Origin of the sequence: Mariniflexile jejuense (genome assembly GCF_042675665.1) — a bacterium.
In the GTDB taxonomy this organism is placed as follows: domain Bacteria; phylum Bacteroidota; class Bacteroidia; order Flavobacteriales; family Flavobacteriaceae; genus Mariniflexile; species Mariniflexile jejuense.
In genome coordinates this window covers 139096-160269 of record NZ_JBHTJI010000001.1, presented here as the reverse complement: position 1 = coordinate 160269, position 21174 = coordinate 139096, and the positions used below count along the sequence as shown (strand labels likewise).

The following is a 21174-nucleotide window of genomic DNA, read 5'->3' as shown; positions in this document are numbered from 1 at the left end:
GCTGATATTGCTTGTTCTGGTGATATGGTTTGGGTATATACTTATACCGATTGTGAAGGTAATACACATGATTGGTCATATACTTACACTATTGATGTACCAGACTTTACAATGCCTGCTAATGGTTCTCAAACCGTTACGAATCTAGCCAATGCGGTGGAACCAACACCTCCTAGCGTGAATGATGCTTGTGGAAACCCTATTACACCTGCAGCTCCTACTAAAACCGATACTCCTGACTGTCAGGGTTCTATCGTATACACATTTAAATATACCGATTGTGAAGGTAATACGCATGATTGGACCTATACTTACACTATTGAATTGGCACCTTTTACAGCGCCTGCTAATGGTAGCTCTACTGTAGAATGTATCGCAAATGCAACTATTCCAATACCTCCTGTCGTTTTAGATGCCAATGGTACTGCCATTACACCAGTAATGAGTCAAAACACAGATCCAATTTGTGAAGGTGATAAAGTTTATACATTTACGTATACTGACTGTGCTGGTAATACTGCTGATTGGACCTATACTTACACTATTGATGTAACTACACTTCCTGTAGTACCTACTAATGCTGGATCAACTGTTGAATGTATTGCAGATGCAACACAACCAACTGCTCCTGTAGTAACCGATGTATGTGGTAACAACATCATACCAGTAATTACTGAAAATGCAGATCCTATTTGTGAAGGTGATAAAATTTATACATTCACTTATACCGATTGTGCTGGCAATATATCTGTTTATGTATATACCTATACTATCGATGTAACTACAGTTCCTGCAGTACCTACTAATGCTGGATCAACTGTTGAATGTATTGCAGATGCAACACAACCAACTGCTCCTGTAGTAACCGATGTATGTGGTAACAACATCATACCAGTAATTACTGAAAATGCAGATCCTATTTGTGAAGGTGATAAAATTTATACATTCACTTATACCGATTGTGCTGGTAATGTATCAGTTTATGTATATACCTATACTATCGATGTAAATACAGTTCCTACAGTGCCTGCTAATGTTGGATCAACTGTTGAATGTATTGCAGATGCAACACAACCAACTGCACCAGTAGTAACCGATGTGTGTGGTAACAACATCATACCAGTAATTACTGAAAATGCAGATCCTATTTGTGAAGGTGATAAAATTTACACATTCACTTATACAGATTGCGCTGGTAATGTATCGGTTTACACATATACTTATACTGTAAAAGATACAACTGCTCCTGTTCTTACACTACCTGCTAATGTAAGTGCTGAATGTAGTGATGACATATCTCCTATTGCGTTTGGAAATGCAACAGCTATTGATAACTGCGATCCATCTCCAATTGTAACCTATAATGATGTAATTACAAATGGTTCTTGTTCAGGAACTTATACAATAACCCGTACTTGGACAGCTACCGATGCTTGTGGTAATGTTGCTACGGCAGATCAAATAATTTCAACTTCTGATACAACAGCTCCAGAATTTGTTGAAACAAATCTTCCTGGAAACATAACTGTTGAGTGTACTACAATTCCTGTTGCCGAAACTTTAACTGCTACTGATAATTGTGGTAATGCTACTGTAACAGTACAAGATGTAAGAACTAACGGAAATTGTCCAAACAATTATATAATTACGCGTACTTGGACAGCAACTGATGATTGTGGACTTACAAAAACTCATGTTCAAACCATAACTGTTCAAGACACTACACCTCCTAGTTTTGTTGAAACATTACCTGTATCTAACTTAGTAGTAGAGTGTGATGCTGTACCAACAGCTGAAGTACTAACCGCTATTGATGCTTGTGGTACTGCAACAGTTTCTGTAACAGATGTAAGAACTAATGGTAGTTGTACAAACAACTACACACTTACTCGTACCTGGACAGCAACTGATGAATGTGGTTTAACAACAAAACACACTCAAATTATCACTGTTAGAGATACCAAAGCGCCAACATTTGTAGGAACGCTTCCTGTTAACACCTTAACTGTTGAATGCGATGCAGTACCAACTGCACAAACATTAACAGCTACTGATAATTGTGGAGATGCAACAGTAACAGTGCAAGATGTAAGAACTAATGGTGATTGTCCAAATAACTACATTATTACTCGTACTTGGACAGCAACCGATGAGTGTGGTTTAACAACTAAATACACACAAATCATCACTGTACAAGACACAAAAGCACCTGTTCCTGCTACAACATTTGATACTGTTTTAAATGTTAGTTGTACAAACATACCTGAAAAACCAGCTTTAACGTTTACAGATAATTGTTCATCTGCATCATCTATCGTAGTGGTATATAATGAAACAAGTACGTTTGTTGATAATGTTTATGAAGACTACCAAATTGTTAGAACATGGACAGTAAGAGATGAATGTGGTAACGAAGCTATTTACAAACAAACACTTAATGTAGCACTTGATGAAATTATTACAGATATTGTTGCTGAAGACAGATGTTTTGATGATGGTCTTGTAAACTTAAACGACATTATATCATCAACACTAAATACTAATGGTACTTGGGAATTAATTGAAGGTAATCCAGTAGCAACATTAAATGGTAGTATTTTCAACCCAACATTATTAGAGCTTAGTGCCGATTTCCTTCCACAAGATGGTGGTATGGATTATAAATTTAGATATACTACTACAGATAATGGCTGTATAAGCATAACAGATGTAACCATGAATATCAATGCCGATTGTGTGGTATTACCATGTGGTGAAAACGATGTTATAATATCAAAAGCTGTAACACCTAATGGTGATGCTCATAATGAATTCTTTGAAATCTCTGGAATTGAACTATGTGGCTTTAGATACGACGTTAAAATTTTCAACAGATGGGGTGCATTAATTTACGAATCCAACGATTATAAAAACGACTGGAATGGTTTTGCTAGCAAAAAATCTGTAGGAAATTCTGGCACTGTACCAAACGGAACATATTATTACATAGTAACTTTAAAAGATAGTGGATTGCCTCCTTTTACTGGACCAGTTTACTTAGGAACCAAATAAAACTTAACCTATGAAATTTATAAAACATAACATAATCGCTATTGCATTGTTTAGCTGTACGGTTGGAGTTGCGCAACAATTACCGCAATTCACACAGTATATGTACAATACAATCTCCATAAACCCTGCGTATGCTGGTAGTAGAGAAGCTTTAAGTATTGTTGGGTTGCACCGAAGCCAATGGGTTGGTTTTAAAGGCGGTCCTATTACACAAACACTTTCTATTCATACACCGTTAAGAAATGATCGTGTGGGTGTTGGTTTATCTTTTATTGAAGATGATTTAGGTCCTGAAAATTTCACTTATTTGTATGGTGACTTTTCATATAGTATCCCAACAGGACAAACAGGTAAGCTTGCTTTTGGTATTAAAGGTGGTTTTACACAATATAGTTTTGATTCTGAATTTTTAAATGATACAGATATTTCTAATGATGATTATTTCAAAGGGTTTCAAAACCGTTGGTCGCCTAACATTGGTCTTGGTATTTATTGGAGTACAAATAGAATTTATGCTGGTTTATCAACACCTAGAGTTCTTAATACTGATAGAAACAAAAATAATGTAAACCCTATCACAAATAAAGACTACGAAGCTCTAGACAAATTAAGTTACTATTTTACAGTTGGTGGTGTAATTGATTTAAGTAACAATATTAAATTTAAACCTGCCGGTTTAGTAAAAGCTACTAATGGTGCGCCAGTTTCTTTTGATTTAACCGCAAATTTCTTATTTAATGAAAAATTTTGGTTAGGTGGCTCGTATAGAATAAACGAACAAACAGCAGCCATAGGCGGTATTGCAGATTTTCAAGTATCTAGACAACTTCGTGTAGGATATGCTTATGAAAAACCAATTTCTGAAATTGCTCGTTACACAACTGGCACACACGAAATATTAATGATTTACGAATTCAAATTCTTAAGTTCTAAATTAAAATCACCAAGATATTTCTAATACTTTTTTTATGAAATTTAAAAATTACATATTAGTCTGTATCGCATTAATGATTAGTGCTTCTTCGTTTTCTCAACAAGGAAAACAAAAAAAGGCTGACACATTATTCAACAAGTTTTCATTTGTAAAAGCTGCCGAAGTTTATAATGAACTTATAGCTAATAATTACAATAAAGATTATGCAACAAGGCAACTTGCAGATTGTTATGCATACTTAAGAGATCCAAATAACGCATCTAGATACTATAAAAACGTTGTAAAACAAGAAAAAGTGCCTATTGAATATTATTATAAATATGCACAATCTCTTAGAGGAATGAAAAAATACGACGAATCTCAAGAGTGGTTACAACGGTTTATTGATTCTGGTGGCGTAGTTAATGCTAACGATTTTTCAAAAGATGTAAACTTCATAACAAGTGTTTTTGGAGCAAAACAACAATACTTTTTAGATAAAGTTTACTTCAATACAAAGTTTAGTGATTTTGGAGCTTTTGAACAAAATGGTAAAGTCTATTTCACTTCTTCTCGCGATGAAGGTGTTGCCGTAAAACGTTTATATGGATGGAACGAACAACCTTTTTTAGATATCTATGTAACTGATGCTAAAACGAAACGAAATGTTGATCATTCATCTAAACTAAAAGGAGATGTAAACTCAATTTACCATGATGGTCCTGTTACAATTACAAAAGATGGTCTTACCATGTATTTCTCAAGAAATAACTACAAAGATCAAGTTGAAGTAAAAGATAAAAAAGGACTTACCAACATGAAAATTTACAGAGCTACTTTAAGAGATAGCATCTGGACTGATGTTGAAGATTTATCAATAAACGGTGATGAGTTTTCAACCCAACATGCCGCTTTAAATAGTGATGATACTAAATTATACTTTACTTCCGACAGACCTGGAGGTTATGGTGGTTCAGATATTTGGGTAGTTAATATTTATCCAGATGGCACACTTAGAGATCTTCAAAATGTTGGAAAAGTTGTAAATACAGAAAGCGCAGAAGGGTTTCCATTTATAAACAATGAAGGTACTTTATTCTTTTCTTCTGATGGGCATACTGGTTTAGGTTTACTAGATATTTTTGGAACCATTAAAGGTGATAATGATGAAATTGTTGATGTTATAAATTTAGGCGTTCCTGTAAATTCAAATAAAGATGATTTTGCGTTTACCATGAACCAAAATGGCATTACCGGTTACTTTTCTTCAAATAGACCAGGTGGTCGTGGTGATGACGATATCTATGCATTTCATAGAGTGCCAACACTACAAGTAGAAGGCGTAGTTACCGATGCAATTAATTCAAACCCAGTACCAAATGCTATAATTACCTTATTTGATGATAAAGGCAATAAAATAGCATATATGGAAACCGATAAAAATGGTTTTTATCAAATAAATATCGATAGAAATAAAGATTATAAAATTGTAGCAAGTCAAAACAAATATATTGACGACTATAGAAACTTTACATCAAAAAATGTTCAAACAGAGCTAATAACCATCAACGCCAACTTATTACTAAATCCGAAGCCAGATGTTGTTAAACTTGCAGAATTAAATACCATTTATTTTGATTATGATAAGCACAACATAAGAGAAGATGCTGCTTTAGAATTAGACAAAATTGTTAAACTAATGATGGTAGATTATCCTGAAATGGTTATTAGAATTGAATCGCATACAGATTCTCGCGGTGCATTAACCTACAACGATAAATTATCTATTGATAGAGCAAATTCAACCTACGAATATTTAATTTCTAAAGGTATTAAACCAGAAAGAATTACTGCACACGAAGGTTTTGGTGAACGTAGATTAACTAATGGTTGTGAAGATGGTGCAAAATGCGAAGAAACCGATCATCAATTAAACCGTAGAACACAATTTATAGTTGTAAAAATGGAATAAAACACATAATTAACAACTGTGTATATAACTAAAAAATTCTAGTATAGATTTTTTTAATTAAAACAAGTCCCCATGAAATTAAAACATTACATAATAACTAGTTTGGTTTTAGCAGTAAATTTATCTGCTTTAGCACAATCTGGTTTACAAAAAAAAGCAGACAACCTATTTAACAAATTTGCATTTGTTAATGCTGCTAATGTATATAAAGAACTTATTTCAAAAAATGATAATGCAGATTACGCTACCAGACAATTAGCCGATTGTTATGCCTTTATGCGAAACCCAGATGAAGCTGTTATATACTATAAAACAGTAGTACAACAAGCAAATGTGCCTACAGAATACTATTATAAATATGCTCAAGCACTACGTGGTATTAAGGATTACAAAGAATCGCGTGTTTGGTTAAAACGCTTTAAAGATGCTGGAGGCGATATAAACGATTCTAAATTTTTAAAAGATGCCGATTTTATAAACACCATTTTCAATGCAAAACCGCAATACACACTTAAAGATGTAAAATTCAATTCTAAATATAGTGATTTCGCAGCTTATGAAAAAGATGGTAACGTTTACTTTGCTTCTTCAAGAGATGAAGGTGTATTAAAAACACATAATTACGGATGGAACAACGAGCCTTTTTTAGATATTTATGTAAAAGCTGAAACCGATACCGTTGTAAGCACAAAATCTAAAATAAAAGGCGATATTAATACGGTTTTTCATGAAGGTCCTTTAACTATTTCAAAAGATGGAAAAACACTTTATTTTTCAAGAAACAATTTCAATAAACAAGTTTTAGGAAAAAGTAATGAAGGTATAACCAACCTAAAAATTTACAAAGCAACACTTATAGACAATAAATGGAAAAATATTGAAGAAGTATCATTTAATAGTGATGATTACTCTGTAAGTCATCCAGCTTTAAGTAATGATGATTCGAAGTTATATTTCACATCCGATATGTCTGGTGGTTTGGGTGGAACAGATATTTATTATGTAGATATCAAAAATGATGGTTCTTACGGAACACCACAAAACTTAGGAAACGTTATAAACACAAATAAAAACGAAAGCTTTCCTTTTATAAATAATGAAGGTTCTTTTTTCTTTGCTTCTGATGGACATCCAGGTTTAGGATTACTTGATATTTTTGGCACCGTTTCAGATAATAACAAGATAGTTAGTGTTATAAATTTTGGAATTCCTGTAAATTCTAGTAAAGACGATTTTTCTTTTTTTATGAGTGAAGACGGTCTATCTGGTTATTTTGCTTCAAATAGAGATGGTGGTGTTGGTAGTGATGATATTTATGCATATGATAGAACGCCACAATTAAAAATTGAAGGTACTATAACAGATGCAAAAACCAATAAACCTATTGCAAATGCTACTGTAACCTTACTAGATAGCAACAACAACCAAATTGCAACGCTACAAACAGACAATAACGGACATTACGAAATTAATATAGATAGAGATACAGATTACTATGTTAATACTAAAAAAGAGGATTTTTTAGACAAAATAATTCCAGTAACATCAAAAGGTGTTGAAAAAAGTGTTACAAGTATTAATGCAAACATATCGATTAACCCAAACACCAATAAAGTAACGCCTATTACAGAGCTTCAACCTATTTATTTTGACTTTAATAAATATGATATAAGACGTGATAGTACTGTGGAATTAGACCAAATTGTAAGCCTAATGAAAACAACCTACCCTAACATGGTAATTAAAATTGAATCGCATACCGATGCTAGAGGAACAGTAGATTACAACAATGAATTATCAGAAGAAAGAGCAAAAGCTACTTATGATTATTTAATAAATAAAGGTATAAATCCCGCAAGAATTACTTCTTACAAAGGTTTTGGTGAACAAAAATTAACCAACCAGTGTAATGGTACTGTACCATGTACAGAAGAACAACACCAATTAAACAGGCGTACACAATTTATTGTGATAAGAATGCAATAAATTATATTCTTAGTTTTATAATAATTAAAAAACCATCAAAAGACTATTTCTTTTGATGGTTTTTGGTTTTATACTAAATGTCTATTTTCCTTTTTTTTATAAATAAACAGATAATGTGTATATTGTTTTGTATGACGCTTTACAACAACCAAAAAATAATTTAAATTAAAATGAAAAAAATTGACCTATATGAAATTGCAATTAAAATATTAGGACTCTATTTATTGACCCTAATAATAAGTCAATTTCGAGAAGTAATGATTTATTTAACGGTTTGGTCACAGCAAAAAAATAATCCTGAAATATTCGGTGACTTTGACCAATTTCCAGCATTCATTGTAACCTTATTAAGCTTTTTAGCATTAATTATATTATCTAGTATCTTAATTTTTAAAACAAAACAAATTGCAAAACTAATAAGTAGAAAATCTGATTTTGAAGAAGATTTAAGATTATTTGCAAACAAGAAAACAATTTATGAAATATGCTTAGTTCTGTTAGGTCTTGTAACGTTTGTTCTAACTTTACCAGACTTCATTTATAAATTAAAAAATCATATCAATTTAGTTCAAAGCAATTTGCCAACAAAAGATTATGACAATGCCTTTTTGTTAACTTCGGGAATAAAAATTGGAATTGGTCTAATTGCAATTATATATTCTACCGAATTATCAAACTTAGTAACAAAAAAAAGTGAAATTGATAAAACTAATGATTAATAAAAATTTCTAAAAAAAAATCCTGTCATAAAGAAAAGAGAGGATTTTATACCAAAAGCTAAATTTAATGACAATACAAGTTATTAAAATAACCTATTAATTTCTTTAATGCTTTAAAATTAAAACATGTAGTTTGTTACTAAACAGTCATCAATAAGGTTATGTTGTTATTGTTTTAGATCAAAAACAACGTTATTTTTTTATAAAAATGTTGGTGTAATACCATTTTCCTTCTGCATTTTTTTCAGCAGCTAAATCAAAATCGGTATAATCACCTTCAATATTTGCTCGGTGTCCATCACTTTTCAACCAAGCTTTCACCACCGATTCTGCAGATGTGTAACCATAAGCCACATTTTCTGATACTTTTGTTGCTCCAGCATTAGCTTTTAAATAATCACTTCTTTTATAAAAATTAGCATGAGATACTTCATTTTTATCAACCATATAATCGGTATGGCTAAAAGCTACTTGTTTAACCAAAGTCATATCAGAAAGCGTATTTAAACCCAATGATGCACGATGGTTATTTATAAGTTCAAGTATTTCTACTTCTATGGTTTTTGTTTCAGGTGTTATAAGGCTTAATTCAATCGCATCTGCTTTATCATCAAGACTATCCGTAGTACAAGAAAAGCTTAAAATAGCTAACAGTGCCAGTAAAGGCAGTTTGGTTAATAACTTCATAAGTAGGCAATTTAGATTTGGTTCTGTAAAATTAACCTGCTAATCTGAAGTAAACGTTAATAAAATGTTAAAATCGACCAAAAACACGTCATACGTCGATATTAATTGTATTATATCGATGAAATACACATTTTAAAAAGAAATAAGCTGTATTTCATCAGTCAAATTAAGGAGATAGTCGATTTTTAATCCAATTATAGTCTGGTTGAAGTTTATAGCTAATTCTATCATGCAATCTATTTGGTCTACCTTGCCAAAATTCCATTTCATCGGGTTTAACTATGTAACCACCCCAATACGCTGGTCTTGGAATTTCTTTACCAACAAATTCCTTTTCTAATTCTAAAAGTTTTTGTTCTAAATATTCTCTGTTTGGAAGAACTTCGCTTTGATGAGATACTAGAGCTCCTAATTGACTACCACGTGGTCTAGACTCAAAATAGCCATCACTTAAATTTTCTGCAATTTTTTCAGCTTTACCCTTAATTATTATTTGACGTTCGGCACCGTGCCAAAAAAAGGACAAGCATACATTTGGGTTTTGTGCTATAGCTTTTCCTTTTTCACTTTCATAATTGGTGTAAAAAATGAAGCCTTCAAAAGTAAATCGTTTTAATAGCACTACCCTATTTTTAGGGAAGCCATCTAAACCAATAGTGCTTAAAGTCATAGCATTAGTTTCATCTTTACCAAAAAAATTATCGACTTCAAAAAACCACTTTTGAAATAATTCTACAGGGTTTTCTGGTGTGTTTTCTAAAAGAAGTTCACTCTTTTCGTATGATTTTCTGTAATTACTTAAGTCTTGTTCCATGATTACAAAATAACAAAAAATTTATTTTGCTTTTTTGAATATTTGTATTGATAAACTTTATAAATTAGTATAACCCTAATTAGCATATATGACGTTTGAAAATTCTGAGTTTTTTAAACTGAAACATTTCAAGTTAGAAAAACCTTTTGGTAATTTTTATTTTTTTGAAACCTTTTTTATTTCTGAAGTTAATGAAGGTGTACATTTTGATTGGAATATGATTCAAGAAGTTATGGATTATATAGTAGAATTTTATGGCATTACTGCTAAATTAGGATATATATCAAACCGAATAAATTCGTATTCAACAAACCCTCATACATGGAATAAAGTTAAAAACAAGTATAATATTATTATTGCTGGTGCTATCATATCTTATACTAAAACTACTTTTTTAAATGCTTCCTTGGAAAAAGAATTATCCAAAACAAAAATAAAAAGATGCTTATCTTTAAAGGAAGCTATTGAATGGATTTTAGATTTAAATGAATTTAAAAAAGAAGAAATTCATTTTTAAATAATAATAATAAATACATTTCATTATTTCTGTAATATATAATTAACAAAAACAAAACATTGTTTTTAAAAAAAAATTGTATATTCTGACATGAAATTTGAAGATTCAAAAAATCTAACAAAATTTATACATAAAAAAAATCAACTTTCTTTCGGAAATTTTTTTCTTTGTGAACACTTTGTTGTGGCTGAACTTAACCACGAAATTCATGTAGATTGGTCAATAATTAAAAGAATTGCCAATATGATTATTGAGCAATATGGTAGAAGCTCAAAAATTGGGTTTATTTCAAACAAAGTAAATTCATACTCTATAGATCCATTTGTTTGGGTAACTTTTAGTAAAGAATACGATTTTATTGATTCTGCAGCCATTGTTTGGTATAACGATGCAGGTTTTATGAGTTCTACTTTAGAAAAAATGTTTTTAAAAAACAGTGTTAAATTATGTGAATCGCTTGATGAAGCTATTGAATGGGTTACAAATACCAAATAACTTAAAAATTGAAAACTTTGCCATCTTCACTTAGTTCTACGGTGCTAAATACTTCTTCAGCTTCTTCTTTAAAAGCATTTAAACCATCATATCGTGTAGAATAATGTCCTAACAACAAAACACCTGCATTGGCTTGTTTTGCAATTCTAGCGGCTTCTTTTGCTGTAGCATGCTTTGTTTTTGGTGCTAAATGTGCATGTTTTTCTAAAAAAGTAGATTCATGGTATAAAACATCAACATTTTTTATTATTGGCACAATATCTTCTTTATACATAGTATCACTACAAAATGCATAACTTTTTGGTTTTGCACCTGCTTTGGTTACTGTTTCATTTTTAATAAGCACTCCATCATCATTAATAACATCAAAACCTTGAGCTAGTTTTCTATAATATGCTACGTTAATGTTGGCTTCTTCAACTAAATTAATATCTAATTTACGATTACCTTCTTTTTCTTTGAAAAGATATCCGTTTGTATAAATACGATGGTTTAGTGGAATGGTATAAACTTCAATTTCCTCGTCTTCAAAAATTAATTCGGAATTTGGTGATGCTAATTCATGAAAAATTAGGTTGTAATTTGTCCACGAATCGGCCAACTTCATTTGAAGGGTTACTATTTCTTTAATGCCTACTGGCCCATAAATATGCAAATCGGTTTCACGCGTTAATAACCGAAAAGTTGAAATTAAACCTACTAAACCAAAAAAATGATCGCCGTGTAAATGCGAAATAAAAATATGCTTTATTCGGTTAAATTTAATTTTATGTTTACGCAGTTGTACTTGTGTTCCTTCGCCACAATCAATTAAAAACATATGATTGCTAATTTCTAAAACCTGCGATGTGGTATTATTTAAAGTTCGTGGTGTGGCACTATAGCAACCTAATATGGTTAATTTCATTTTTTGTGAGTTGTTAAGTTGTTAAGTTGATAAGTCGTGTTCAAATACCCGACATACACCTAAACAACAAACTAATTTTAGAACCCTAAATCGCGTTCCATTTCTTCCATTTCAATAATATCATAAGCTTCTTGTGTAGTAGGTACTATCACAATTTCATCAGGAACAATATTTAAATCAATTTTATCAGAAACAATAACGAACGATTGTTTTGAACTTCTATGGGTATTTGAAAGTTCTAAAAATTCAATTATATCTTGTAAACCAAGGTTGTTTAAAGATGATAAACATACAATAATATTGTTCTTTTTAAACTTAGGATATAAAGCTTGTATTTTTTTTACTAATTCTACAATTGTTGCTTTTTCTTGAGTTATGATGGAAATTGTACCGTCTTGATCTATAATCATGATTTACTGTTTTATTTTTGAAGCTAACAAATAAATAACTGCCATTCTTATGGCAACACCATTTTGAACTTGGTCTAGTATGATAGATTGCTTAGAATCGGCTACATCGCTAGTTATCTCAACACCTCTATTTATGGGTCCAGGATGCATGATAACTATTTCTTTATTTAATGAATCTAACAATTCTTTATTAACGCCAAACTGTTGTGTATATTCTCTTGTTGATGGAAAATAACTAATATCCATACGTTCGTTTTGCACACGTAACATATTTGCTACATCACACCAGTTTAATGCTTTACGTAAATCTGTTTCAACTTTTACTCCAAGTTCATTTATATACTTAGGTAATAGTGTTTTAGGTCCGCAAACCATTACTTGAGCACCTTGTAATTGCAATGCAAATATATTGGATAGCGCTACCCTACTATGTAAAATATCACCAACAATAACCACTTTTTTACCAGCAACATCACCTAATTTTTCTCTTATAGAATACGAATCTAATAATGCCTGAGTTGGGTGTTCATGTGCACCATCACCTGCGTTTATTATACTCGCTTTTACGTGTTTTGATAGGAATACTCCAGCGCCTGGATTTGGGTGACGCATCACTACCATATCTACTTTCATTGATAAAATGTTGTTAACAGTATCAATTAAAGTTTCTCCTTTTTTTACTGATGATTGTGATGATGAAAAATTAAGCACATCGGCAGATAGACGTTTTTCTGCCAATTCAAAAGACAACTTCGTTCTGGTTGAATTTTCGAAAAACAGATTAGCAATGGTAATATCTCTAAGCGAAGGTACTTTTTTAATAGGCCTGTTTATCACTTCTTTAAAATGATCGGCAGTTTCAAAAATAAGTTGAATATCCTGTTTGTTTAGATATTTGATTCCTAATAAGTGATTTACACTTAATTCGCTCATTGTCAAAGTTAAAAGTTAAAAGTTAAAAGTTAAAAGTTAAAAGTTACTCGTATGCGTATCTAAAACTTAAACTTTGGTTATTCATTTTTAATTGTTAATTGACAATTACCAATTGTTAATTGTCTTTATTTCTCTATTAAGTAAACCGAATCTTCATTATCATGCTCTTTCCAGTTTACTTTTACTTTTTCATTGTTTATCACATCTACTTGTCTGCCTCTATAATTTGGTTGAATTGGTAAATGCCTGCTAAAACGCCTATCAATAAGCGTTAAAAGTTCAATTTCATTTGGTCTTCCAAATGACTGAATAGCTGTTAATGCCGCACGAATACTTCGACCGGTATACAAAACATCGTCAATGAAAACAACGTTTTTATCTTCAACAATAAAATTGATATTTGTGGTATTGGCTTCCAATGGTTTTTCGCCTCTGCGGAAATCATCCCTAAAAAAAGTGATGTCCAAATGCCCTAATTGAATATTTTTTACTTTATAGTCTTCTCGTAATATTTTAGCAATTCTGTCGGCTAAAAACACGCCACGAGGCTGTAAACCAATAAGAACCGTGTTTGAGAAGTCGTTATGTTTTTCAATAAGTTGACAAGCCAATCGGTGAAGAATGATGTTTACCTCTTTCGCGTTAAGTAAAACTTTTTGACTCATATAGTATCCAAACGTATTCGGATTACAAATGTAATGTAAAATATTAGAAATTTAAACGATTGCAGAAATTTTTAGTTCGGTTAGAATTTATAAGATTTTGTTTTAAATATTACAGCTTTGTGGCTTTACGCGAAAAAAAAACCTTCTCCCAATATTTTGGAAGAAGGCTTAATTTTATAAATGAATTTTTAATTTACTTAAAACTATTTTTTAGTTTTTTTTGCAGCTTTACCGTCCATTTTATCTTTAAGAGCTTGTAACGCTTCGTTAGCATCACCTAAAGTTGGTTTAGCTTCAGCAGCAGCGGCTTCAATTTTCTTAGCAGCAGCTTTTACGTTTGCAATTTCTTCTGCTTTAAAAATAGCAGTATGAGATGCAACAACACGTTTGAACTCTTTGTTAAATTCTATTATTTTGAATTCAGCAGAATCGCCTTTTTTAAGTTTGCTTCCGTCTTCTTTTTCAAGGTGACGTGCAGGAATAAATGCAACGATATCTTCATTAAATTCTACAGTTGCACCTTTATCAACGATTTCAGAAATTTCACCTGTATGAACAGTTTCTAAAGCGAAATCGGTTTCGTATGCATCCCAAGGGTTTTCTGTAGTTTGTTTGTGACCTAAAGATAATTTACGTCCTTCAACATCTAACTCAAGTACGATAACTTCTAATTTATCACCAGCTGCACAGAATTCAGATGGGTGTTTGATTTTCTTAGTCCAAGATAAATCAGAGATGTAAATTAATCCATCAATACCTTCTTCTAATTCAACAAAAACACCAAAGTTTGTAAAGTTACGAACAATACCTGTGTGCTTAGAACCTAATGGGTATTTAGTTGTAATATCAGTCCAAGGATCAGATGTTAATTGTTTGATACCTAAAGACATTTTACGTTCTTCTCTATCTAAAGTTAAGATAACTGCTTCAACTTCATCACCAACATTTACGAAATCTTGAGCTGAACGTAAGTGTGTAGACCAAGACATTTCAGAAACGTGGATTAAACCTTCAACACCATCAGCAACTTCAATAAATGCGCCGTAATCTGCAATAACAACTACTTTACCTTTTACTTTATCACCAACAGCTACAGTATCAGCAAGTGCTTCCCATGGGTGTTTAGATAATTGTTTTAAACCTAATTGGATTCTTGATTTATTTTCATCAAAATCAAGGATTACCACGTTAAGTTTTTGATCTAATTCTACAATCTCGTTTGGATGATTGATACGAGACCAAGATAAATCGGTAATGTGGATTAAACCATCTACACCACCAAGATCGATGAATACACCGTAAGACGTAATGTTTTTAACAATACCTTCTAATACTTGACCTTTTTCTAATTGACCAATGATTTCTTTTTTCTGAACCTCAATATCAGCTTCAATAAGCGCTTTATGAGATACTACTACGTTTTTGAATTCGTGGTTGATTTTCACAACTTTAAATTCCATAGTTTTATTTACGTACTGATCGTAATCTCTAATTGGTTTCACGTCAATTTGAGAACCTGGTAAGAATGCTTCGATACCGAATACATCTACAATCATACCACCTTTAGTTCTACATTTAACAAAACCGTTAACGATTTCACCAGTTTCGTTAGCTTTAATAACGCGGTCCCATGCTTTGATTACACGAGCTTTTCTGTGAGATAATACTAATTGTCCAGTTGCATCTTCACGAACATCAATTAATACTTCTACTTTGTCACCAACTGCTAAGTTTGGGTTGTAACGGAATTCGTTTAAAGAAATAACACCTTCAGATTTAGCGTTGATATCAATAATAGCATCTCTATCAGAAATGTGTACTACGGTACCTTCAACAACTTCATCATTTAAAGTGTCAACGAAATTCTCAGCTACTAATTTTTCAAATTCTTGTAATTGCTTTTCATCAACTTCATCAATACCTTCTTGGTAATTGTGCCAGTTAAAGTTTGCTAAGAATTTTTCAGGGTTTGCTTTAGCTTCAGATACTACTGGAGCTTCTACTGTTGGAGCGTTAGTTGCTTCAACTTCAGCTTGATTTGCTTTTTCAGCCATTGAGATAATTTAAAAATGTATTAAGAATTCTATCAATTAAAATCTTAATTACACTTGTTTTGTATTCTGTATGCTTCGGAAGATTTAAGCAATTTACACACAGAAGTGTTATTGTTTTTTTGTTTCACGTTCCTTCTATCTTTCCGACGATTTGCTAAAAGGAGTGCAAAAATACATATTATTAAGGTAATTACCTAAAAATGAGTAAACAAAATTGATTGTGACTTCCAGCTCTTTTTGGTGTCTAAATTGTAAAGACAAAAAGTTAACTTTAAATTAATAAAATATAGCTGAATAATTCAGTATATTTAAGAACAATAAACTATTAAAAAATTTATAATTATGGCAGTAAAAGCAAAATACCAAGCAGTATTAGATTTAGGTGAAGCGTTAAACATTAAAAATGGTGATGTACAAGAAGAAAATGGCGTTTTAAAAGTAAAAGGCATCGCAAATACACCTTATGAAAAAAACCTGCTTTGGGATAAAATAAAAGAAATTGGTGGTGAAAACCCAAGCGATATTAAAGCAAATATTACTGTTGCTGATGAAAGTATTTACCATAAACACACCGTAAAAAGTGGAGAAACTTTAGGTAAAATAGCAAAACAGTATTATGATAATGCATCAAAATACAATGCTATTTTTCAGGCTAATACTAACATTTTAAAGAATCCGGATTTAATTCATCCAGGACAGGAATTGGTAATTCCTAATTTATAGAGTTTAAATTAATTGCTTATAAAAGGTGAATTTTATTTAAAAAATTCACCTTTGTTTTTTGGTTTACCTTATTATTTCTTTAATTAACCTCATTTATTTTAAAATACATACATAAATATTTTAGATTTAGATGTGTAAACAACCAAAAATGTCACTTTTAAAAAATCGTCAACTTGTTATTAATATTTTTATTGGTTTAGGACTAATTAGTATTCCTTTTTTGTCTTCACCCGATTTAAGTAATGGTTGGCAAATGCTTCAAGTAAAAGGCTTTCAAAAAAGTTTATTCAGCTACACATTATTATTACTTTTTTTCTACACCAATTATTATTTAATAATCCCTAAATTTTATATAACTAAACGCTGGATTGTATTAACAACCACAGTAATTGTTAGCTATTTAATTATTTTAAAACTTCCAGACTTAATTTTAGGCAGTCATCCTAAATTACCATTTAACCCACGTATTAGCAATTCTCCTTCAAACTTACCGCCATATCTGCCTAAAAGGAATGAAATTCCGTTTTTTAATTTATTTGATAAAGAACATTATTTATACCAGTTTTTAGGGGTTTTTAGTTTATCCCTTTTTTTAAGAACTCATGAGCATTTAAACGATGTTAAAAACGAAAAATTAACCACAGAAGTTTCTTATCTAAAAGCCCAAATAAACCCTCATTTTTTATTTAATACACTTAATAGTATATATGCATTAGCTTTAACAAAATCAGATAAAACACCTAACGCTATTTTAAAACTTTCTGATTTAATGCGTCATGTGGTAACCGAGAGTCATCAAAACAATATTTCATTACAAAAAGAAATAAATTATATTCAAAACTTTATAGATTTACAAAAATTAAGATTGACTGAACGCACAAAACTTACTACCATTTTTACTGGTAATTTTAAAAAATACCAAATTGCACCACTCATACTTATTTCTGTTATTGAAAATGCTTTCAAGTATGGCGTAAGTAGCGAAGATGCTTCAGAAATTAATTTAAGCCTTTCTGTTAACAAAAATAATTTACTAACTTTAAACGTTGAAAATACAATTGTTGTTAAATCAAATAAAAATAATTCAACAGAAGAAGGAATAAAAAACACAAAAAAACAACTAAATATATTTTATCCAAATAAACACGTATTAAGAATTAAAACAGATAAAAACACCTACAATATTAACTTAACCATACAATTGGAATGATAAAAGCTATTGCTATAGACGACGAACCACTAGCCTTACAAGTTCTTGAAGTTTATTGCAATTCTATTCCAAATATTTCTTTATTAAAAACCTTTAGCAACCTTTCTAATGCAAAAAAGTACTTAAATAAATTTCCTGTTGATGTTGTTTTCTTAGACATTGAAATGCCAAACATAAATGGTATCGATTTTTATAAATCCTTAAACAAAAATATAAAAGTAATATTTACTACAGCATACGACCAGTATGCTGTAGAAGGTTTTAATTTAAATGCTATAGATTATTTGTTAAAACCTTTTTCTATAGAACGTTTTACGGAATCTGTAGGGCGAATTGAAAAAATAAAACACATTGATAATAATACACAAGAAAACACCCATTTGTCAATAAGAGCAGATTATAAATTGCATCGTATTCCTTTTGAAACTATTTTATACATTGAAGCAATGGATGATTATGTTAAAATTTATATTCAAGATGAAAAAACCATAGTAGCACGAGCTACAATGAAGGGCGTTTTAGAAAAATTACCAAAAAACATATTTGTTAGAATACATAAATCGTACATCATACCAATTTCAAACATTAAACAAGTAAACAGCTACGAAGTAAACTTAAATTATATACTACTTCCAATAGGAAATAGTTATAAAAAAGAACTAGAAAAACTTCTAAGCGTTTAAACTTACCGCAAACTTTTCTTAATTAATCGCAAAAAGTTTAACAAAACTAAACTGCTATATACTTTTGAGTTCAATTAAAAAAAAACATGCTATGAACTCGATAATTGGAAAAACAAATGTTATAGCTACGTTGCTAATAGTTTTTATTTTACTTGCATGTAGTTCTGATGAAACCAAAACAGAAACAGAAAATGAATCTGAAACTGAAACAACCACAAGTGGTTTGGGTAATGGACTTACAAATGCTGCAACTGTAACGACCTGTAATAGTGAATCTGGTTTTGCAAAAATACTATGTTTAGCAAATGCCTTTAAGGCTACACTAAATGCCAGTCAAATAGCAACATTACAACGTGCGTATTCTATTTCGGTAGCAAAAAGCAGTTGGTCTAACTTACCAGGAGTACAAGGTAGAGTTGGTTTACGTTTTGAAGTTTTAACCAATGAACAAATAAGCTACGCTAAAGCTTTAATACAAGCTGCTTCTGGCACAGGTACTAGTGAGGGTTACAATGAAATAAATGGTTTATTGGCAGCCGATGAAACTTTAGGAGGCAATAGCTATGGTTCTGGTCTTTACTATATTGCATTTCATGGCACACCTTCTGCAACAAATAAATGGGAACTACAATTTGGCGGACATCATTTAGCATTTGCAAACACATATTCCAATGGTGCACTAGTTGGAGCTACACCTTCTTTTAGAGGCATTGAACCATTTAATGAATTTACTTATGATGGTGTAACTTATAGTCCTGTAAACCAAGAACGTGATGCCTTTGCTACGATGCTTCAAAGCTTATCTACAACCGAGTTAACCACAGCAAAATTAAGCGGTATATTTTCCGACATACTTGCTGGTCCAGGTTCAGATAATGTTTTCCCATCAACAGCTTCTGGTTTACAAGTTGGCACATTATCTACTGCCAAACAAACATTGGTTTTGAATGCTATAAAAACTTATGTTGAAGATATTGATAGTGAAAACGCTGCAAGTATATTGTTAAATTATACAAACGAATTAGCCAATACTTACATTGCTTATTCTGGCACTACAGCAGTGGCTTCACAAAATGATTATGTTCGAATAGATGGTCCTTCAGTTTGGATTGAGTTTTCAATGCAAAGAGGTGTTGTTTATTCTCCTAATCATCCACATTCTGTTTGGAGAGATAAAACCAACGATTATGGCGGAAACTAAAATTGTTAAATCCTTTTTTTACTTTTTAATAATAATTGGTTTCTTTTTAGGCATTGGTAAAGCGTTAGCACATCCAATGCCTAATTCTGTATTGCAATTAAAAATTAAAGAAGCATATGTTTTAGGTGAGTTAAAATCGCCTTATATAGAATATCAAAATGCTTTAAGTAAAAAATTTATAGACTTAAATACACTACCCACATATTATTTAAAACATATAAAAGCAAGTTCAAATACGAACCAATGGCAAACTAAAATAGATACGATTTATATTCAAAATGATTCCATTCCAAATTTTGGAACATACCAAGAAATTATTGTAAAATTTAAACTAATACCTGTTTCATTAACTGATATTAGATATTTTACCTTGAATTTTGATGTTATAACGCATCAAGTAATTAATCATCAAATCATGGTGGTCTTATGTGAAGATTGGATAAATGGTGTGTTAAATGATAATAAAACCCCACTTCTTTTAGGAACTATTAAATACGCCTTAGAAACAGATAAAATTTCACCATTAACTATTCATCTTGAAAAAGGTAGTGTTTGGAAAGGTTTTAAAAGTTTTTGTATTATGGGTATAAATCATATAATTCATGGTTTAGATCACATATTTTTTATCGTGCTTTTACTACTTATTGCACCAGTTAGAAATGAGGGTAAAAAATGGTCTTTATTTCAAGGAAACACTTATACATTTAAAAGATTTTTAAGCATAAGCTTATTTTTTACCTTAGGACATTCGTTTTCTTTATTTCTAGGAACTTTTAATTTAATACCTTTTGAAATAGGATATATTGAAGTATTTATAACTATAACAATCATATTAACAGCTATTCACACAATCAAGCCAATTTTTCCTTCAAAAGAAACTATGGTTGGTCTTATTTTTGGTACTATACATGGCTTAGCTTTTTCAGAAAGTATTTCAAGTCTTGATTTAACATTTAAACCAAAACTTATCAGTATGCTAGGTTTCAATTTAGGTATTGAAATTGCTCAAATAGGTATTATTTTAATTGTATTTCCATTATTACTTTTTAGCAAATATAAAATATATCATACCTTTAGATTTTGGTTTGCCTTAACAACCATACTACTTTCTATGTTTTGGTTTTATAACAGAATTCAATTTTTATTTTAATACTATATTCACCGCAAACTATTCTTAGTTAATCTCAAAAAATTTCAAAACTTATTCGTAAAATCTATTTTTGAATGAAAAGAA

19 protein-coding genes are annotated in these 21174 nt (G+C 30.9%); 12 read left to right on the top strand and 7 right to left on the bottom strand.

Features of this window, described 5'->3' with window-relative positions; genetic code table 11:
• The 5 genes from ACFQ1R_RS00640 to ACFQ1R_RS00620 all read left to right on the top strand — a co-directional run.
• On the top strand, positions 1-3051 hold a 3051-nt coding region (locus ACFQ1R_RS00640; protein WP_379924148.1), incomplete at its 5' end, for an HYR-like domain-containing protein.
• Between the two features lie 10 nt (positions 3052-3061).
• Positions 3062-4009, top strand: a complete 948-nt coding sequence (locus ACFQ1R_RS00635) for a PorP/SprF family type IX secretion system membrane protein (protein WP_379924147.1) — start codon at positions 3062-3064, stop codon at positions 4007-4009.
• A 10-nt stretch (positions 4010-4019) separates the two neighbouring features.
• Positions 4020-5936, top strand: coding sequence for an OmpA family protein (locus tag ACFQ1R_RS00630; RefSeq protein ID WP_379924146.1), 1917 nt, complete (start codon positions 4020-4022; stop codon positions 5934-5936).
• Between the two features lie 72 nt (positions 5937-6008).
• Positions 6009-7922 (top strand): OmpA family protein, encoded by a 1914-nt coding sequence (locus ACFQ1R_RS00625; RefSeq protein WP_379924145.1) that lies wholly within the window; start codon positions 6009-6011, stop codon positions 7920-7922.
• Between the two features lie 170 nt (positions 7923-8092).
• On the top strand, positions 8093-8641 hold the full coding sequence (locus ACFQ1R_RS00620; RefSeq protein ID WP_379924144.1) for a hypothetical protein: 549 nt from the start codon (positions 8093-8095) through the stop codon (positions 8639-8641).
• Between the two features lie 192 nt (positions 8642-8833).
• Here the strand turns inward: ACFQ1R_RS00620 and ACFQ1R_RS00615 are convergent, their stop codons facing one another.
• A complete protein-coding gene (locus ACFQ1R_RS00615) occupies positions 8834-9328 on the bottom strand; it encodes a CAP domain-containing protein (protein WP_379924143.1) in 495 nt (164 codons plus the stop codon).
• Positions 9329-9494: 166 nt separating this feature from the next.
• On the bottom strand, positions 9495-10142 hold the full coding sequence (pdxH, locus tag ACFQ1R_RS00610; RefSeq protein ID WP_379924142.1) for a pyridoxamine 5'-phosphate oxidase: 648 nt from the start codon (positions 10140-10142) through the stop codon (positions 9495-9497).
• Between the two features lie 88 nt (positions 10143-10230).
• Here pdxH and ACFQ1R_RS00605 point away from each other — a divergent pair, with 88 nt between their 5' ends.
• Both ACFQ1R_RS00605 and ACFQ1R_RS00600 read left to right on the top strand, forming a co-directional pair.
• Entirely contained in the window at positions 10231-10659 is a 429-nt protein-coding gene (locus tag ACFQ1R_RS00605) for a hypothetical protein (RefSeq protein WP_379924141.1), read from the top strand.
• 183 nt (positions 10660-10842) lie between these two features.
• Positions 10843-11154: a hypothetical protein gene (locus ACFQ1R_RS00600; RefSeq protein WP_379924140.1), complete on the top strand. Its 312-nt coding sequence runs from the start codon at positions 10843-10845 to the stop codon at positions 11152-11154.
• A gap of 1 nt (position 11155) precedes the next feature.
• Here ACFQ1R_RS00600 and ACFQ1R_RS00595 read toward each other — a convergent pair whose 3' ends face one another.
• From ACFQ1R_RS00595 to rpsA, 5 genes are all read right to left on the bottom strand, one after another.
• Complete coding sequence (locus ACFQ1R_RS00595; protein ID WP_379924138.1) at positions 11156-12061, bottom strand: ribonuclease Z; 906 nt, start codon at positions 12059-12061, stop codon at positions 11156-11158.
• A gap of 77 nt (positions 12062-12138) precedes the next feature.
• Positions 12139-12471, bottom strand: coding sequence for a ribonuclease Z (locus ACFQ1R_RS00590; protein WP_379924136.1), 333 nt, complete (start codon positions 12469-12471; stop codon positions 12139-12141).
• 3 nt (positions 12472-12474) lie between these two features.
• Positions 12475-13404: an aspartate carbamoyltransferase catalytic subunit gene (locus ACFQ1R_RS00585; protein ID WP_379924135.1), complete on the bottom strand. Its 930-nt coding sequence runs from the start codon at positions 13402-13404 to the stop codon at positions 12475-12477.
• 125 nt (positions 13405-13529) lie between these two features.
• Positions 13530-14069 carry a bifunctional pyr operon transcriptional regulator/uracil phosphoribosyltransferase PyrR gene (gene pyrR, locus ACFQ1R_RS00580; RefSeq protein ID WP_379924134.1) on the bottom strand — a complete coding sequence of 180 codons (540 nt, stop codon included), beginning with the start codon at positions 14067-14069 and terminating at the stop codon, positions 13530-13532.
• A gap of 203 nt (positions 14070-14272) precedes the next feature.
• Positions 14273-16123, bottom strand: a complete 1851-nt coding sequence (gene rpsA / locus ACFQ1R_RS00575) for a 30S ribosomal protein S1 (RefSeq protein WP_379924133.1) — start codon at positions 16121-16123, stop codon at positions 14273-14275.
• Positions 16124-16465: 342 nt separating this feature from the next.
• Here rpsA and ACFQ1R_RS00570 point away from each other — a divergent pair, with 342 nt between their 5' ends.
• The 5 genes from ACFQ1R_RS00570 to ACFQ1R_RS00550 all read left to right on the top strand — a co-directional run bounded on the left by ACFQ1R_RS00570 (position 16466) and on the right by ACFQ1R_RS00550 (position 21090).
• The gene (locus ACFQ1R_RS00570; RefSeq protein WP_379924132.1) at positions 16466-16846 is read left to right on the top strand and encodes a LysM peptidoglycan-binding domain-containing protein; all 381 of its coding nucleotides are present in this window, start codon (positions 16466-16468) and stop codon (positions 16844-16846) included.
• Between the two features lie 148 nt (positions 16847-16994).
• Positions 16995-18056: a sensor histidine kinase gene (locus ACFQ1R_RS00565; protein WP_379924131.1), complete on the top strand. Its 1062-nt coding sequence runs from the start codon at positions 16995-16997 to the stop codon at positions 18054-18056.
• Entirely contained in the window at positions 18053-18739 is a 687-nt protein-coding gene (locus ACFQ1R_RS00560; protein ID WP_379924130.1) for a LytR/AlgR family response regulator transcription factor, read from the top strand. Before ACFQ1R_RS00565 ends, ACFQ1R_RS00560 begins: the two co-directional genes overlap by 4 nt.
• A gap of 91 nt (positions 18740-18830) precedes the next feature.
• Positions 18831-19940: a DUF3500 domain-containing protein gene (locus tag ACFQ1R_RS00555; RefSeq protein ID WP_379924129.1), complete on the top strand. Its 1110-nt coding sequence runs from the start codon at positions 18831-18833 to the stop codon at positions 19938-19940.
• Positions 19927-21090, top strand: a complete 1164-nt coding sequence (locus ACFQ1R_RS00550; protein WP_379924128.1) for a HupE/UreJ family protein — start codon at positions 19927-19929, stop codon at positions 21088-21090. Before ACFQ1R_RS00555 ends, ACFQ1R_RS00550 begins: the two co-directional genes overlap by 14 nt.
• The last annotated feature ends 84 nt before the right edge of the window (positions 21091-21174 follow it).

Coding starts and splice junctions, on each gene's coding strand:
- ACFQ1R_RS00555 (WP_379924129.1), top strand. CDS start 18,831: ATGAACTCGATAATTGGAAAAACAAATGTTATAGCTACGTTGCTAATA.
- ACFQ1R_RS00625 (WP_379924145.1), top strand. CDS start 6,009: ATGAAATTAAAACATTACATAATAACTAGTTTGGTTTTAGCAGTAAAT.
- ACFQ1R_RS00620 (WP_379924144.1), top strand. CDS start 8,093: ATGAAAAAAATTGACCTATATGAAATTGCAATTAAAATATTAGGACTC.
- ACFQ1R_RS00570 (WP_379924132.1), top strand. CDS start 16,466: ATGGCAGTAAAAGCAAAATACCAAGCAGTATTAGATTTAGGTGAAGCG.
- ACFQ1R_RS00550 (WP_379924128.1), top strand. CDS start 19,927: ATGGCGGAAACTAAAATTGTTAAATCCTTTTTTTACTTTTTAATAATA.
- ACFQ1R_RS00635 (WP_379924147.1), top strand. CDS start 3,062: ATGAAATTTATAAAACATAACATAATCGCTATTGCATTGTTTAGCTGT.
- ACFQ1R_RS00630 (WP_379924146.1), top strand. CDS start 4,020: ATGAAATTTAAAAATTACATATTAGTCTGTATCGCATTAATGATTAGT.
- pdxH (WP_379924142.1), bottom strand. CDS start 10,142: ATGGAACAAGACTTAAGTAATTACAGAAAATCATACGAAAAGAGTGAA.
- pyrR (WP_379924134.1), bottom strand. CDS start 14,069: ATGAGTCAAAAAGTTTTACTTAACGCGAAAGAGGTAAACATCATTCTT.
- ACFQ1R_RS00585 (WP_379924135.1), bottom strand. CDS start 13,404: ATGAGCGAATTAAGTGTAAATCACTTATTAGGAATCAAATATCTAAAC.
- ACFQ1R_RS00590 (WP_379924136.1), bottom strand. CDS start 12,471: ATGATTATAGATCAAGACGGTACAATTTCCATCATAACTCAAGAAAAA.
- ACFQ1R_RS00595 (WP_379924138.1), bottom strand. CDS start 12,061: ATGAAATTAACCATATTAGGTTGCTATAGTGCCACACCACGAACTTTA.
- ACFQ1R_RS00565 (WP_379924131.1), top strand. CDS start 16,995: ATGTCACTTTTAAAAAATCGTCAACTTGTTATTAATATTTTTATTGGT.
- ACFQ1R_RS00615 (WP_379924143.1), bottom strand. CDS start 9,328: ATGAAGTTATTAACCAAACTGCCTTTACTGGCACTGTTAGCTATTTTA.
- ACFQ1R_RS00605 (WP_379924141.1), top strand. CDS start 10,231: ATGACGTTTGAAAATTCTGAGTTTTTTAAACTGAAACATTTCAAGTTA.
- ACFQ1R_RS00560 (WP_379924130.1), top strand. CDS start 18,053: ATGATAAAAGCTATTGCTATAGACGACGAACCACTAGCCTTACAAGTT.
- rpsA (WP_379924133.1), bottom strand. CDS start 16,123: ATGGCTGAAAAAGCAAATCAAGCTGAAGTTGAAGCAACTAACGCTCCA.